The sequence below is a fragment of the Glutamicibacter bergerei genome (genome assembly GCF_054495185.1).
On sequence record NZ_CM137131.1, the window covers coordinates 3,226,728 to 3,241,972 of the forward strand.

Genomic DNA, 15,245 nt, shown 5'->3' on the forward strand with positions numbered 1-15,245 from the left:
CTCGCGCTCAGCGTGTGGAAGTTTCGTGCAGCTGGTGTAAACGGCGTAGCTGCCATGCCCCAAGTACTCCTAGGAGCAAGAAGACCGCGGCAACCAGCATCGCCAGCTGCGTGGCTTGAGCAAATCCTGCGCTGAGCGCATCAATTGTCGACGCGGAGTCACCACGGACACGTAGTTGAGTGATCGTCGTGCCGGCGCTTTGGGTGGTGGCTTCGGCCAGTTGGGTTGCCTTTGACTCTGGGATGCCGTGATCCGCTAGCTGGGCCGGAAGCGTGATCGCTAGTGCAGCCGAAAGCACCGCACCAGAAACCGCGGTACCCAGGGCCGAGCCGATCTGCCGCACGGTGGACTGGGTGGCAGAGCCTTGGCCGGAAATCTCAACCGGTACCGAGGCTAGAACGGCGCCGGTGAGCTGCGCCGAAGCCAGCCCCAAGCCGATTCCGTAGACTACCAGCGCAATAGCGATGAGCCACCCTGGAGTGTTCCCTCGGATCAGCCCGGCCAATGCAAGCACACCTATAACTTCTAGTCCTAGACCAAGAAGGACCGTACCGGCGGAGCCCAGTCGGGCTGCCAAATGACGGGCGGCTGCACCCGAGCCAAAAGCACCGACAGCCATAGCAGCTAAGACAACGCCTGCACCCAGCACGCTCATACCCAAGGCATTGACCAGATACAGCGGCAAGACAAAGAGCAATGCAAATTCGCCAATGGCCACGGTGGTTGCCGTCAGGTTTCCCCAGGAGAAAGAACCAATATGAAAGAGATTCAGATCCAACAAGGCTGAACGTCCCACTTTTTCACGGTGGAGTTCCCACCGAACGAACAATGTCAAAGCTACGGCTGCGACGATCAAGGAAACAAATACTAATGAAATTGGTGCGCTGCTGGGCCAGATCCACCCGGCGAGCGCGAAGTCTGCGGTGGGTGTGAACCATCCAACCTGTGGACCTTGAATGATTGCAAAGACTAGAGCGCCCATACCGATGGCACTGAGCATGGCTCCGTCCACATCTGCACCGGGTAGCGGACGTCCACCCTTGCTTTCGGGAACATAAATGATGGCTAGAACTAACAGCAGCGCCCCTAGTGGAAGGTTCACTAGGAAGATCCAATGCCACGAGGCATATTGTGTCAGCAGGCCACCTGCTAGTGGGCCGATAGCTGCGGCACCTGAAATCACCGCGCCCCAGATGCCGAATGCGGCAGCACGTTGTTTGCCTTGAAACATTGCGTTGACCGAGGACAGCGTGGAGGGCATGATGCAACTGGCACCCACTGCTTGAATTGCTCGCGCTCCGAGCAGTGCTCCTGCGGTTCCGGCACCCGCTGCGACCAAGCTACCTGTTGCGAAGACCAGCACACCGATGATGAATAGTTTCTTACGTCCAAAGCGGTCAGCGAGCTTGCCGGTGGATAACAGTAGCGCCGCGAGGATTACCGCGTAGAGGCTGTTAACCCATTGAGCGTCGGTCAGGCTGAGCCCAATGTCCTCGATAATCTGTGGCAAAGCGACACTGACAATTGTTCCGTCCAAAACAACTAGACCGAGACCGGCGGCAAGAACTCCTAGGGCCACCCAGGGACGCTGCGGCCTACTTTGTGTACCTCGCGAAATCTGCTGTTCCACGGTTTTGGTCCTCTCGTCATCCACTCATGCTGACCGGCCAAAGAACGTCGAATTCTTCGCGGTCAATATGATTCTAAGAACCGATTCCGCACCCCGGATCCACCATTTGGTTGAGATTGCCACTCTTATATCTGCGGTGAATACCTCTGGTAGCTACGGCTGCGTTTCCGACTTGCGGAGCACCGCAGTATGTTCGTAGTAAGGGCAAGAAAATCACTTGATCAAAAAGGATTAAACATGACCGCACAGCCAATCCCGCTCAATGTCGGCGATAGCGCACCAGATTTTTCACTTCGCAACGCACAGGGCGAAACGATTTCGCTCAGCGATTACCGTGGAAAGAATGTCGTGGTGTACTTCTACCCGAAGGCAGCCACCCCTGGATGCACCATCGAGGCCTGCGATTTCCGTGACAACCTGAATTCGCTCAAGAGCGCAGGTTATGTTGTTCTTGGAATTTCTCCTGACGAGCCAGAGGCCTTAGCTCAGTTCGCAGCCGATGAATCGCTGACCTTTGACCTGCTCTCCGATACCGATTATTCGGTGGCCACCGCGTACGGCTCCTACGGAGAACGCACCAAGAACGGCAATACGTTCACCGGTACCCTGCGTTCCACCGCGATAGTTGATCCGGAAGGCAAGATCAGCCACGTGGAATACGGTGTGGAAGCACGCGGTCACGTAACTCGCCTGCGCGAGACTCTGGGAGTCTAAGATCTAACAGACCGCGAGTCGAAGAATGAATGACCAATGGCAGGCCTCGTCCAGTACTGGACGAGGCCTGCCATTGGTTAAGGCTTAGTCGGTACGCCCTGCTTCGGTACAGATGCACAGGCGGTTTCCTTGTGGATCCGTCGCCACGGTAAATGACGGCGCGTCAGCATAGTTCAACCGTGCACCGGCCTCTTTCAAACCATCGAGAATATCCACGTGGTGTGAGTGGGGCACCGAAATGTCCAGATGGAAACGATTAGCATTCGGGGTTTCGGTGTTTTGGAACCAAATGGCAGGACCGCGCCCATAGGGATCGGTGAGGCTACCATCGGCCTGCTCCTTGTACCCTAGGGCTGCACGCCATGTGTCGGCAATCTGTTCCCGGTCATCGGTATCAATCGCTATTTCCACCGTGCGGGTCAGGTTCAGGTTTGCTTGGGCACCATGTTCTTGTGCCAGATCAGAAATTTTCCCGGCCAGTTGAGTATCGCGAAGCGATACTCCCCCGACGTCGTGGGACACCAGCGTCACAAACAAAGTGTCGTAACGCCAGTCCACATCTGGGTGATGGTTGGCTTCCTGCGCTAGAGCACCTATCTCTGCAAAGAACTCCAAGGCTACCGCTGAGGAAGAACATTTGAAGGCGGTGCGCAGCGATCCGAGCATGTAACGCCAGTGCGGCAAGTGGGTCAGCTGACTTTCACGGTCAGCCTGCTTCAGAACTTCTTTCTCCGACATGGAATTTCGCCCCTTGTGCGTTCGATGTTTCGCTGGCGTAGGCGAGGAACTTTACGCCTCGCCTTATGCACAGTGTCCCACCATGACGGAGCACTTTGAAGAGCTACCAGAGTTCCATCAGTTTTTGACATCTTCGTCCGGTAGATCTGCACAGACCATGTCTGTAGAAGCCGACCTTCCTTAGGGCCTCGCACTACGAGCCTCATTAACAAGGGCCACACCATTCAGAAGCTATAAGCTCAGGCCACATCCCAACATCTTGCGGTGCATCAGCTAAGTCAGACCCTAGTTTCATAGAACTCCTGACTGGTATTCTCGCGTCATGGATGAAGAACTACGCACGTTCATGAGGTCATTCACTCACCTCACCCGGCTAGCCGAAGAATACCAACAGGAGCCCAAGGGAAAGCTCCTAGCCCCGGTCTTAGCCGAGCACCTAGGCGTCGATCCGAGCACGGTTGCCCTTGTCATTGAATCCTTCGGCTCCCACCGTCTAGCCGACGCGAACATCATTCTTGACGGACTGACCTCCCGTGATTCAGAAGCCAAGCTCGTTGGACTTTCAGGCCAAGATCGACACCATTTTGACCTCGGCGACCTCATTGGGGTGCAAAGCAACTTCGGCGTGCTAGGCGAGCCCTCATACACCTCGTTGGCCGTGGGGCCGGGCAAACAACGACGGTTCCTTTCCTTCGGGATCCACCTGTTCAGCTACGAACAAGTACCCATGGCTGTCTTACTGCGCCAGGCAAATCCGGAATACGGCAAACCGGAAGCGTCGCTTGAAGTTCTCTGCGTTAATAGCGAGCTCACCGATGCATTCCTTGCCGAATTTCGCGAAGGCCTGCGCACCACCAGCGTTTACCGCGGTCATGTCATCTCTTTCAAAGCCAGCGAGTACTCCGAATCAAATTCAGGAGTCACCTTTCATGAGCGTGAAGCAATCAGCGGCGAACAATTGATCCTGCCCGCTGGTCTGCGCGAACGTATCGAAGAGCAAGTATTGGGAGTGGGGACTCACCGCGAGGCCTTGCTGGCTTACGGAGCCCATCTGAAACGTGGAGTACTTCTTTATGGTCCTCCTGGCACGGGCAAGACCCATACCGTTCGGTACCTTGCTTCGGCGGCCACCGAGCACACCGTCATCTTGCTCAACGGCAATACCCTCTCGTTAGTCTCGCAAGCTTCGGCCATGGCTCGTGCGTTGCAGCCATCCATCGTGGTGTTGGAAGACTGCGATCTGGTTGCCGAAGACCGTAGTTTTGGCAATGGCCCGCAACCATTGCTATTTGAAGTACTGGACTCGATGGATGGCCTAGATTCAGATGCCGACGTTTCCTTTGTGCTCACTACAAACCGGGTAGAGTCCTTGGAAAGCGCACTGGTACAACGTCCCGGGCGAATCGACCTTGCGGTGCAGATTCCACGCCCAGACTATGAGGCGCGCAAGGCGCTCTTGCGGTTGTATGGTTCCAAACTTGAGTTACCAGAAGAAACCATCGACTCGGTAGCTCAAAAGACTGAAGGGACTACTGCGTCCTTTACCCGAGAGTTGATTCGCCGGGCTATCTTGTCCGCTGCCATCGCCGGAGTGTCCGTCAGCGCGCAACATGTGGAAGACGCGGCAACTGCGCTGATGGATGATTCGGAAAGTTTAACGCGGGACTTCCTGGGTGGTACCCAAGATCCTGACCTCGGCACCGATGAGTCGACCAGCGAAGAATATGGCTCCTTTGGCTGGGTATCATTGCCTGAAACGAGGAATTTAGGTTTTGACCCCGGAGCAGGTACAAGTACGGATACCGAGCCTCCGCAGACAGAGGACGACTAGCCCTGACTTGAAGAGTGTTTTAGGCTTTGGACCGCACCTTGCTGGTTATGACTGCTATGGCCGGGAACCGTTGGATGCGGTTCCCGGCCATCACCAGTTACTTATTGACTTGATCCTTTGAACTCAGGCAGGCTAGTTCACTTCGTTTAGCTTCTGCTTAAAGCGCTCCGGCAGAGTCATCGTGGCGATCATCGAGAGCACCACGATGGACAGCGCAATGGCCGTCAACGCTACTGTGCCGTTTTCGGTGTTCTGGAATATCCATGCCGCCAAGAACGGAATTGGAGCACCGAAGGTCATGCCCAAAGCAGAGCCGGTGTAGCGCATGCTTGTTGGCAGTGACTCCGCGAAGAATGCGGCCTGGGTGCCGGCACTGAATTGAATTCCAACCATGTGCCAGGTTCATCCAGGTTAGGCACTTCAACGCCTGAGTCACTCAGCACCAGCACTGTGCCGCAAATCCCCCACGTACGCAAAACCGCTCCAAAGGAGCGACTGGTACTAAAGTCGGATAGGTCTGCCCCACGATTCGCCGTAACTAAATGCACTTCCGAGGTCCATGAAAACTAGCTCGTCACGATTTGAAGTTCCGGTACTCCTCGGAACCCAAACATTGTTTAATATCGGCTTCTACGCCGTGGTGCCTTTTCTTGCGATTGTCCTGACTAACGATTTCCTCTTGGCCGGAACAGCAGTAGGTCTCATTCTGGGAATCAGAACCTTCGCTCAGCAGGGACTGTTCCTTGCCGGTGGAATCCTTGCAGACCGCTTCGGCGCTCGGAGCGTCATTCTCATTGGCTGTGCAGTACGCGCGGCAGGGTTCATCACGCTGTCCGCATCCTTGTGGAGCGGTGCCCCGACACTCTGGATGTTCATTCTCGGAACATTGCTCACGGGATTTGGCGGAGCACTCTTTTCCCCAGGTTTGAACATCCTGGTGGCAGCGGCCCAAGTTGCCCGCGAACACAACCAACATTCCCAAGCCAAACAGTCCACTCTCTTCGCTTGGTTGAGCATTACCGGCGAAATCGGTGCGGTTACCGGACCGCTGGTTGGGGCGGCGCTTTGGGGCTGGGGTTTCGCCACCGTTGCAGGTTTTGGGGCTGCATTCTTTGTGCTCATTGGTTTGTTTCTGGCAATTGCTTTGCGTCGGCCCAACCCAGCAGAATCTCCTACCGGACAGAGAAACGATCTCTCCAAGCAAGAAGTTCCGCCTGGTGGTCTACGCAGGTGTCTAACTGACCGTCGCTTTGTAGCCTTTTGCGGGTTGCACGCTTCGGACCTACTGGCCTATAACCAGCTCTACTTAGCTATCCCCTTGGAGCTGGAACGCCTGGGGCTTCCCACCCAGTGGGTGGGGCTGATTTTTGCGTGGATCTCCATCTTGACGCTGACCCTACAACTGCCGCTCGCGCGGCTTGCCGGGCGTATTGGAGCAGCAGCAACTTTGCGGTTTGGATACCTGTGTAGCGCGCTGGGCTTCGGGGTGCTTGCCTTCGTCCCGGCCTTAGTTTTTGGAAACGAAACCGGCCCGGCTCGTATCCTGTGCGCGGTTACTCTGCTGACATTGGGGCATATGAGCGTGCATCCCACCGCGTTATCGCTCGTTCCTAAATTTGCCGGCGGACACCCCACAGGTTCCTACTTCGGCTTACTTGCCAGCTGTGGCGGTCTGGCGGTGCTCCTTGGAAATCTGCTCATCGGCTGGCTCTTGACCCAGTCCGGGGACGGAACCGTTCCTGGGTTCCTGCCTTGGATGGTCCTGATAGTTCCTTTACTCCTCGCATCTTGGCTTGCTGCACCGCTGGTGCGGATGCCGCGGACGTTGACTACGCAGATGTGAGCTGAGACGTGTTCAGTTGACCGTGAGCAAATCTTCCAAAACTCACACCAACTTTGCACTACTCAACTTGTACTCTTACATGCCTCTTTATTATTGAGTTTCAGCGGATGTCGCACTGCGTTAAGAAGCCTCAAGGGAATCAATGAATTTAGGATAAGCTAACCAAGGCTCTATCGCATTAGAAGCCAATTCATCACGTAATGCCGAAGGATTTCCATGAAGTTTGGACGACTCAGCGTAGCCGCAGGATTTGCGGCTATTGCTCTGGCACTAACCGCCTGCAACTCCACCCCCTCCAGCCCGGCCCCTGGGGCAGCTGCAAATCCGGACGCGCGAGCAGTGGTGGCAAACTTCCGTGCTCCAGTTTCCAACTGGGCCCTGGAAAGTGATGACGCCTATGTGCTCTCTATTGCCGGTTGCTTGGAAACCCTGACCAAGTATGACCAGACCACAAAGAAGGTTGAGCCGATGCTCGCCACTTCGTGGAAGCAGGCCTCGGACACCGTCTGGGAATTTGAGCTGCGCAAGAATGTGAAATTCCAGGACGGAACCGCTCTTGATGCCAAGGCCGTCGCTGGCTCGCTGAACCACGTGCTTAAAGCCACCGCGCCGGCACGCGCAGTAAATCCTAAGACCATCAGCAAGGTAGAAGCAGCAGATGCCGATACCGTGCGCGTGACGACCCCCGCTGCTGATCCGCTGTTGCCTTACCGTATGGCCAGCGTGAACGCCGGGGTCCTGTCCCCTGCCGCATACACCGCCAAGGGTATCGATCCGATGAAACATTGCACCGGCCCCTTTGCCCCGGTGTCGGAAAAAGCCGGACAGTCCTTAACCTTGGACCGCAATGAGAATTACTGGGACGGCGAGGTTAAGCTGGCTGGCGGCGAAATCCGCTACATCACCGACGGTGCCACCCGCGCCACCCAGGTGCAGACCGGTGAAGCGGACATCTCCATGTCCATCCCGGCTACCAGCCTGGCCACGTTGGAAGCAGATGACAAGATCAGCGTGCTGAAAGCAGATTCACCACGCACCTCGACCTTGTACCTAAACAACTCGCGCGCACCCTTTGACGACGTCAATCTGCGCAAGGCCGCCACAATAGCCATGGACCTGCCAGCAATAGCAGCCAGCATCTATGAAGGTGCAGCGCAACCAGCCACCGGCCCCTTTGCCCCAAGCGAAAGCTGGGCCAACCCAGAGCTTGGCGTGCCACAACCGAACATTGAAGAAGCCAAGAAGCTGGTGGAAGCCTCGGGTTACAAGCAGCAGAAGCCACTGGAGATCATCGCGATCACCGAACGTGCCGAGTTCGCCGGGGTTGCTACCATCATCCAGGAGCAGTTCAAGCAGATCGGCTTGACGGCCAAGGTAGTCACCAAATCTTATGGGGCAGCCGAACCTGATGTACTGGCGGGCAACTACGACATGATCCTCAGCCAGCGCAACCGCATGATTGATATCGCTGATCCGATTGGCTTCCTACAGGCCGACTACACCTGCGAGGGTGGCTACAACCTGAGCCATTACTGCAATAAGGACTACGACAAGCTCATCTTTCAGGCAACCACCGAGACCGATGAGACCAAGCGCCATGACCTCTACCGTCAGGCCGGCGATATCCTCGCCGCTGATGCGGCCAACGTGTGGCTAGTCAATGAGCAGGCCATCGACGCGGTGGGCAATTCAGTACAGGGCTATGTTCAGGATCCGCTGACCCGCTACGTGCTGACCAAGGATCTGGCAAAGACTCAGTAAGTTGCTATCACTGTCCACCTTGCTGCGCAGAGCCCTAGGACTCTGTGCAGCGGTGTTGCTTTCATCCTTCGCGGTGTTCCTGGTCCCCTTTGTTTCTCCCGGGGACCCGGTGCGCTCCTTGTTGCGCGCCCGAATGGACATCGGCGCCGCAGATGAGGCCACCGTGCAGGCCTACGCACAGCAGTTCGGTCTGCATGATCCAATGCTGGTGCAGTTTGGACGCTGGCTCGGTCGATTTGTCACCGGAGACATGGGCATCTCCCATATCAGCGGCACCCCGGTAGCTGACCAGGTTTTGCCAGCCATAGCGGTCACGCTGTCCTTGGCGGGCAGTGCCCTGCTGGTGGCCATCGCCGTATCCATTGTTTTGGGAGTCATCTCGGCCACCCGCGCCGGGTCATGGCCAGATAGGCTGATCACCTCGGTGACCCATGCGCTCATCGCTATCCCCGAGTACGCGCTGGCCCCACTCTTAGTGTTGCTCTTCGCGGTGCGCTGGTCGCTACTTCCCTCGGCAGGTTTTGATTCCCCGGCCTCGCTGGTGCTTCCGGTATTCATTTTGGCTTTGCGCCCGATTAGCTTCTTTACCGTCGCGGTGCGCTCAGGGGTACGGCAGGCCTTGGATTCAGAACATGTGCTCGCGGCACGAGCCCGCGGATTAAGCAGCACGCAAGCATTGGTGCGTCATGTGGTTCCTCACGGGTTACTTCCCCTATGGACTATGGTCGGCGTCTGGTTTGCCGGATTGCTGGGTGGCTCGGTGATTGTAGAAGTCATCTTTGCCATTCCTGGAATGGGCCGGCTGATCTTTGACGCGATTGTGGATGCCGATATCCCGGTAGCCCAGGGCGGCGTGGTGGTGGTCGTGGCCTGTGCCGTACTAACTACCGGAATCATTGATCTGGTACATATGCTCAGCGATCCCAACGTGAGGATTGGTGTCCGACATGGCTAAGAATATATTCAAAAAGATCCTGCTCTCTGCACCCGCGTTCTTCTTGTTGGCAGTGGTGATCGTGACCGTCGCTGCCCCGTGGATTTCCCCCTATGATCCTGACTCCCAAGATTTACTGAACCGTCTTCAAGGACCTAGCCTGGCCCATCTGTTGGGAACGGATTCTTTGGGTCGCGACACTTTGAGCAGGGTGCTGCACGGCGGCCAGTTCTCCCTGTCGGTAGCACTGATCACCACGTTGTTCGCGCTATTGGTGGGCACGATACTGGGTCTGCTCAGTGCTGTGCGTGGCGGGTGGCTGGATGAACTCTTCTTACGCGTCAACGACTTGTTGCTCGCCCTGCCAGAAATTGTCATTGCACTGTTGATCATCGCCGTCATGGGGCCTGGGTTCTTCACCATGGTTCTGTCCGTTGGTGTTGTCGCGTGGACACCTACCGCCCGGTTGGTGCGTTCAATGGCGGCCCAAGCATTGTCCACCCACCACGTGGAAGCTTCGAAACATGTGGGTGCTTCACGGTGGTTTATTTTGCGCCATCATGTGTTGCCATTTGTGGCTGGACCGGTGCTTGCCCAGGCTGCATTGCGCTTCGGATTGTTGCTCGTATTGCTCGGCTCGCTGTCCTACCTTGGCATTGGGGTTCAGCCACCGCAGTCTGACTGGGGTTCCATGCTGGCCGAGGCGCAACCTCATGCAATTCGCTCCCCCTGGGGTTTGATTGCACCGGGTGCCGCGATCTTCCTGGTGAGCTTCTGCGTCACCCTGTTGGGTAATCGAATTACCCATGTACTGGGCGGAGACGACGTTCTTGCTACCGAGACCAAGGCCGAAGCCCATGACTAAAGAACTTGAATTCATTGATCTTTCGGTCAGTGCTGGTGAAAAACCCCTGCTCTCCAAAGTCCGCGGCGCACTGCGAGCTGGCGAATTGGTGGCGGTTGTTGGACGCTCGGGATCCGGAAAGACGCTGCTCACCAAGGCGATTATTGGCCTGCTACCGCAGTCACTGCACGCCGAAGGGCAGATTCTTTTAGACGGTCAGCGCCTTGATCAGCTCAGCGACAAGGAGCTGGATGCTGTGCGCGGACGGCGCATCAGCATGCTTTTCCAGCAGCCCAAGCGCGTGATGAACCCGCGTCTGACCGTCCGCGCGCACCTGCTCGAAGCCATGGGTGTCCGAGGACCGAACAAAGCCCGTAAGCACGAAGATCAGGTTCGCACCTTGTTGGAAGAAGTGGGCTTATCCCCTGCAGCGGATATTGCCTCAAAGCGTCCAGATCAGCTCTCCGGAGGTATGGCCCAACGTGCCATGCTTGCCATTGCCTTGGCTGCTGACCCAGAGTTCATCCTGGCTGATGAGCCAACGTCCTCACTGGATTCAATTCTCAAGTCAGAGGTGTTGCAGCTGCTGCGCCGAAAGCAGCAAGAGCGTGGTGTGGGAGTTCTATTCATTACCCATGACATCGCCAGCGTCCAGCACATCGCTGACCGCATCGTGGTGGTCAGCGATGGTCAGATTGTTGACCAGTGCCCTACCGCGCAGATCTTTTCCAAGGACCGCCACGCCAAAACACGGGAGCTTGTCGAAGCTAGCCTGCCCTCGGTACGTGGACCGCGCACAGATAGTTCCGTCTGTCTGCTTGAAGCAGCGGACGCGAGCAAGAACTACACCCGCCGGGCCAAAGGTCCTGCCGCATTGCAGCCCACCACACTAAGTATTCATGGCGGGCAAGTATTAGGAGTTGTGGGCCGTTCTGGTTCCGGCAAAAGTACCTTTGCCAGACTCCTTGCAGGGCTGGAACAGCCAACGACCGGACAGATTATTGACAGGCAACAAAGCGAGAAGGCAACGCGAGTTCAGGTCATTGCCCAGGAGCCCTACTCATCCTTTGACCCGCGGCTTTCACTGCGCATTTCCATCAGTGCAGCGGTGCATCGTTTACCAGAATCCCAGGCAAACGAACGCATGGCGCAAGCCATGGTTCAGGTGGGACTGCCCGACGAATTACTGGACCGCAGGCCCGGACAGTGTTCTGGTGGACAACTGCAGCGGATAGCTATCGCCAGGGCTTTGCTGACCGAGCCACAGGTTTTGATCTGTGATGAATCAACCTCAGCACTGGATTCGGTAGCCCAGCGCCACATCCTTGATCTGTTGCTTCGCTTGCGCGACCAGATGGGGCTAAGCCTTGTGGTCATTTCCCATGACATGGATGTAATCCGCTATGTCAGTGATGACGTGGCGGTGTTCTTTGAAGGTGAGCTCGTGGAGCGCCGACCACTAGCTGACTTCTTGGCCACCCCTACCCACCAACACAGCAAGGACCTGGTGGCAGCACTGGATCTCACGGCAGTGGCGGCTGCTCACGGATAATTATTCTGCGCGTAAGAAAAGCCAGAAGTCTTGTGCCTGCGCCTTCAGCCCTTATAGGTTGATGGTTTATGAGCGACAAGCCACAGAAGAAACCAACCATCGCCCGCCAGTTACCATTGCTAGCACTCGGCGCCACGCTGCTCCTCTCCGGATGCTCGGCTCCCGCCCAGGACCCCGGCGCCGGCGACGACAAAGACCCAGTAGCCCAGGACAGTCGGCTGACTACCATCAGCGACTCGGGAACGCTCAAGGTCTGCACGACTGGCGATTACCGGCCATTCACATATCTGGATCCCAAGTCCGGTGAATGGTCAGGTATCGACATCACGATGGCCAAGAATCTTGCCCAGTCGCTTGGCGCCGAACCCGAGTTCATTCAGACCACGTGGAAAGATCTGATGCCAGACTTCAAATCCAAGTGTGATCTCGCAGTGGGTGGCGTTTCGATTTCCTTGGAACGCTCACAACAGGCTTATTTCAGCGAAGCCACCTTGGACGAGGGAAAGACTCCCATCACACTGTGTGAAAACGTGGAGAAGTACGACACCATCAAGGAAATCAATAAGCCCGGAGTCCGGTCGATTACTCCGATTGGTGGAACCAACGAGAAGTTTGCTGACGAGCATTACTCGGACGGAGAGATCATTCGATTCGAAGACAACAACAAGATCTTCGACGAGATCATCGCCGGACGTGCTGACGTGATGACCACCGACGCATCAGAAACTCGGTGGGTGGCCAACGAGCATCCCGAGCTATGCGCCGTGCACCCGGACAAGCCGTTCAATTTCTCGCAGAAGGCCTACCTGCTGCCGCTGGGTGATGACGAATTCCAGGAGTATGTGAACCAGTGGCTGAATATGTCCAAGCACGATGGGACGCTCAAAGCGGCCGAGAAACCCTGGTTCGGCTAGCTCCTGACAAGACAGAGCAAGAAGCCAGTGGCTGCCAACCGGGGACTTCCGGATGGTAGCCACTGGCTCCTTCTAGCTCAGCACCCTGCGGGGGCCGACGGCTGCTAACGCATGTGGCTACCACCATTGATGTCAATGGTGGTTCCCGTGAGGTAGGACGCACCTTCGGAAGCCAAGAAACCGATAACGGATGCGACTTCTTCAGTGGTAGCCGTCCGACCGACGGGGATTCCCGAAGCGATGGCCGCTTCTTGCGCGTCTGTGCTGCCAACACGGATATTGGTATCGACTGCGCCAGGTGCAATGGCATTGACTGTGACACCACTAGCCGATACCTCGCGGGCCAGTGCCTTGGTGAATCCGAGGATTGCAGCTTTTGCAGCGGAATAAGGCACCTTGCCAAAGACCCCGCCACCACGTTGGGCAGAGACTGAGGACATGTTGATTACTCGCCCCCAGCCGTGGTCGATCATTTCAGGCAGGAACGCTTTGGTTACCAGATAAGTGCCCGTGGCATTTACGCTCATAACCTTGTTCCAAAGGTCCAGAGTCGTATCAAGGAAATCCACCGGGGAGGTGATTCCAGCAATATTTACGACAGCTCCCGTAGGCGGCAGCTCCCCCGCAGCCACCCGTGCTGTCACCGCGCTGTGAGCGGCAACAACCGAGGACTCATCGGCAACGTCGATCTGATGCCCGAAAGCGGGAATGCCGAATTCATCTGAAATCTCCTTGGCCACGCGCTCGGAAGCGGAGTGGTCAAGATCCAAAATCACTACACCCCAGCCCTCCTTGGCAAAGTGGCGTGCGGTTTCCATGCCGATACCCTGTGGTGAAGTAGCACCGGTTAAGACAGCAGTGCGCTGGATTGGACTCATCGAATTCCCGCTTTCATTATGGTTGGTCTGATCAGTTGATCTGACCAACCAGGTGGTTGTGGTGCTCTGCGTGCGCCATAAAAACGCACCAAAAAGTTTGTAGTGCAAACCACCATAAGACTGTTTACTGTTGACAGTCAACAGTTTAATTTCTTCTTGACAGGCGTTGTGTTGTCACTCACACTGTTATTAGTGTTGACTGTCAACAATGGAAATTGCCCGTATCCCACAACTCACGAAGGGAGCCACCGATGAGCAGCGAAGCTCTACAAATGCGTGGCCCGATGCATGGCACAAAGGACGCAAAACGCGTCGCGATAGGATCGAGTGTCGGCGCCACTATTGAAACCTACGATTTCATCGGCTTCGGCACCGCTGCCGCCCTGTATTTCGGACATGTGTTCTTCCCCGGTACCGACCCACTCATGGGCACACTCGCTGCCTTTGCCACCTTGGGCGTCGGGTTTGCTGCTCGACCTCTGGGAGGAATTATCGGAGGCCACCTCGGCGACAAGATCGGACGCAAGCCGGTTCTCGTCACTTCGCTGATCGTCATGGGCCTAGCCACGTTCTGCATCGGTTTACTGCCCACGTATGAGCAAGTCGGCATACTCGCGCCAGCTCTCCTTGTCTTCGTGCGCATCGTCCAAGGACTCGCTTTCGGTGCCGAATGGGGCGGGGCCATCTTGATGACCTACGAGCACGCACCGTGGAAGCAGAAAGGCAAGTTCACCGGCATCGTCCAGTCAGGTTTTCCGGTAGGACTCCTACTGGCCAATCTAGTATTCCTGGTCAGCGTGCACTTGCCTGGAGACTGGGGCTGGCGAGTTCCGTTCCTTGCCAGCCTGTTACTGGTCATTGTTGGACTAGTCATCCGTTCCAAGGTTCCAGAGTCCCCCGTCTTCGATGATGTCAAGAAGTCAGGGGAAATCGTCAAGTCCCCGATCAAGGAAGTCATCCGCACCGACTGGCGCAATATCGTGCGCGGCATTGGTCTGCGCATCGCCGAAACTGCAGGCTATGCGGTCTCCATCACCTACATGATCTCTTATCTCCACACCACTGGTTTGGCCGCCAACTGGGAGACCTTGACTGCATTGAGCTTCGCCTCCGCAATCGGCATCTTCGCGACCTACAGCTGGGGCGGGCTGACCGACCGGATAGGCCGGCGCCCCGTCTACCTCTTCGCCTGCGCCTTTGCCGTGCTCTTCGGCATTCCAATGTTCCTCATGGTGAACACCGGCTCCTTCCTGCTAATCATCGCCACCATCGTCATTTCCTATGCAGTTTGCCAGAATTCGATGGCCGGGGCCCAAGGCGCTTGGTTCCCGGAACTTTTCCAGGCGAAGACCCGTTCTTCCGGAGCCTCGCTCGCCTACCAGATTTCTGCCATGGTTTCCGGATTCACCCCATTCATCACCACCTTGTTGTTCATGCAGTTCGGCTGGATAGGCCCAGCAGCTCTCTTTATTGGCTACGCCCTGATCGGATTGTGGGCGGCATTAGTAACTCCGGAAACTTGGGGCAATCGTGAACGCTTGCTCACCGAGCAAGCCATCGCGGCTAATCCACAGAAGGCCTGTATCTGACATTGGAACCTAGTCCA

At 56.4% G+C, this 15,245-nt stretch carries 13 protein-coding genes; 9 read left to right on the top strand and 4 right to left on the bottom strand.

The window, feature by feature from the left end:
• Positions 1–7: 7 nt before the first annotated feature.
• Positions 8–1,630, bottom strand: a complete 1,623-nt coding sequence (locus tag ACX5K5_RS14950) for an MFS transporter (protein ID WP_459174648.1) — start codon at positions 1,628–1,630, stop codon at positions 8–10.
• A 237-nt stretch (positions 1,631–1,867) separates the two neighbouring features.
• Here ACX5K5_RS14950 and bcp point away from each other — a divergent pair, with 237 nt between their 5' ends.
• Positions 1,868–2,344 (top strand): thioredoxin-dependent thiol peroxidase, encoded by a 477-nt coding sequence (gene bcp, locus ACX5K5_RS14955; RefSeq protein WP_188683474.1) that lies wholly within the window; start codon positions 1,868–1,870, stop codon positions 2,342–2,344.
• 84 nt (positions 2,345–2,428) lie between these two features.
• Here bcp and ACX5K5_RS14960 read toward each other — a convergent pair whose 3' ends face one another.
• Positions 2,429–3,082: a 4a-hydroxytetrahydrobiopterin dehydratase gene (locus ACX5K5_RS14960; protein ID WP_459174649.1), complete on the bottom strand. Its 654-nt coding sequence runs from the start codon at positions 3,080–3,082 to the stop codon at positions 2,429–2,431.
• A gap of 322 nt (positions 3,083–3,404) precedes the next feature.
• Between ACX5K5_RS14960 and ACX5K5_RS14965 the strand changes: the two genes are divergently transcribed.
• Positions 3,405–4,913 carry an AAA family ATPase gene (locus ACX5K5_RS14965; RefSeq protein ID WP_443464163.1) on the top strand — a complete coding sequence of 503 codons (1,509 nt, stop codon included), beginning with the start codon at positions 3,405–3,407 and terminating at the stop codon, positions 4,911–4,913.
• 132 nt (positions 4,914–5,045) lie between these two features.
• On the opposite strand, the gene ACX5K5_RS14970 is transcribed toward ACX5K5_RS14965, so the two are convergent.
• Positions 5,046–5,306 (bottom strand): hypothetical protein, encoded by a 261-nt coding sequence (locus tag ACX5K5_RS14970; RefSeq protein WP_441665456.1) that lies wholly within the window; start codon positions 5,304–5,306, stop codon positions 5,046–5,048.
• A 166-nt stretch (positions 5,307–5,472) separates the two neighbouring features.
• Here ACX5K5_RS14970 and ACX5K5_RS14975 point away from each other — a divergent pair, with 166 nt between their 5' ends.
• The 6 genes from ACX5K5_RS14975 (at position 5,473) to ACX5K5_RS15000 (ending at position 12,761) form a co-directional block, all read left to right on the top strand.
• On the top strand, positions 5,473–6,756 hold the full coding sequence (locus ACX5K5_RS14975) for an MFS transporter (protein ID WP_188683482.1): 1,284 nt from the start codon (positions 5,473–5,475) through the stop codon (positions 6,754–6,756).
• A gap of 216 nt (positions 6,757–6,972) precedes the next feature.
• On the top strand, positions 6,973–8,517 hold the full coding sequence (locus ACX5K5_RS14980; protein WP_459174650.1) for an ABC transporter substrate-binding protein: 1,545 nt from the start codon (positions 6,973–6,975) through the stop codon (positions 8,515–8,517).
• A 1-nt stretch (position 8,518) separates the two neighbouring features.
• Positions 8,519–9,472: an ABC transporter permease gene (locus ACX5K5_RS14985; RefSeq protein WP_443452063.1), complete on the top strand. Its 954-nt coding sequence runs from the start codon at positions 8,519–8,521 to the stop codon at positions 9,470–9,472.
• On the top strand, positions 9,465–10,316 hold the full coding sequence (locus tag ACX5K5_RS14990) for an ABC transporter permease (RefSeq protein ID WP_459174651.1): 852 nt from the start codon (positions 9,465–9,467) through the stop codon (positions 10,314–10,316). Before ACX5K5_RS14985 ends, ACX5K5_RS14990 begins: the two co-directional genes overlap by 8 nt.
• The gene (locus tag ACX5K5_RS14995) at positions 10,309–11,847 is read left to right on the top strand and encodes an ABC transporter ATP-binding protein (RefSeq protein WP_443447344.1); all 1,539 of its coding nucleotides are present in this window, start codon (positions 10,309–10,311) and stop codon (positions 11,845–11,847) included. The genes ACX5K5_RS14990 and ACX5K5_RS14995 overlap by 8 nt, the downstream gene beginning before the upstream one ends.
• A 68-nt stretch (positions 11,848–11,915) precedes the next feature.
• Positions 11,916–12,761: a transporter substrate-binding domain-containing protein gene (locus tag ACX5K5_RS15000; RefSeq protein ID WP_459174652.1), complete on the top strand. Its 846-nt coding sequence runs from the start codon at positions 11,916–11,918 to the stop codon at positions 12,759–12,761.
• Between the two features lie 104 nt (positions 12,762–12,865).
• On the opposite strand, the gene ACX5K5_RS15005 is transcribed toward ACX5K5_RS15000, so the two are convergent.
• Positions 12,866–13,639 carry an SDR family NAD(P)-dependent oxidoreductase gene (locus ACX5K5_RS15005; RefSeq protein ID WP_459174653.1) on the bottom strand — a complete coding sequence of 258 codons (774 nt, stop codon included), beginning with the start codon at positions 13,637–13,639 and terminating at the stop codon, positions 12,866–12,868.
• Between the two features lie 251 nt (positions 13,640–13,890).
• On the opposite strand from ACX5K5_RS15005, the gene ACX5K5_RS15010 reads away from it, so the two are divergent.
• Complete coding sequence (locus tag ACX5K5_RS15010; protein WP_459174654.1) at positions 13,891–15,228, top strand: MFS transporter; 1,338 nt, start codon at positions 13,891–13,893, stop codon at positions 15,226–15,228.
• Positions 15,229–15,245: the final 17 nt, after the last annotated feature.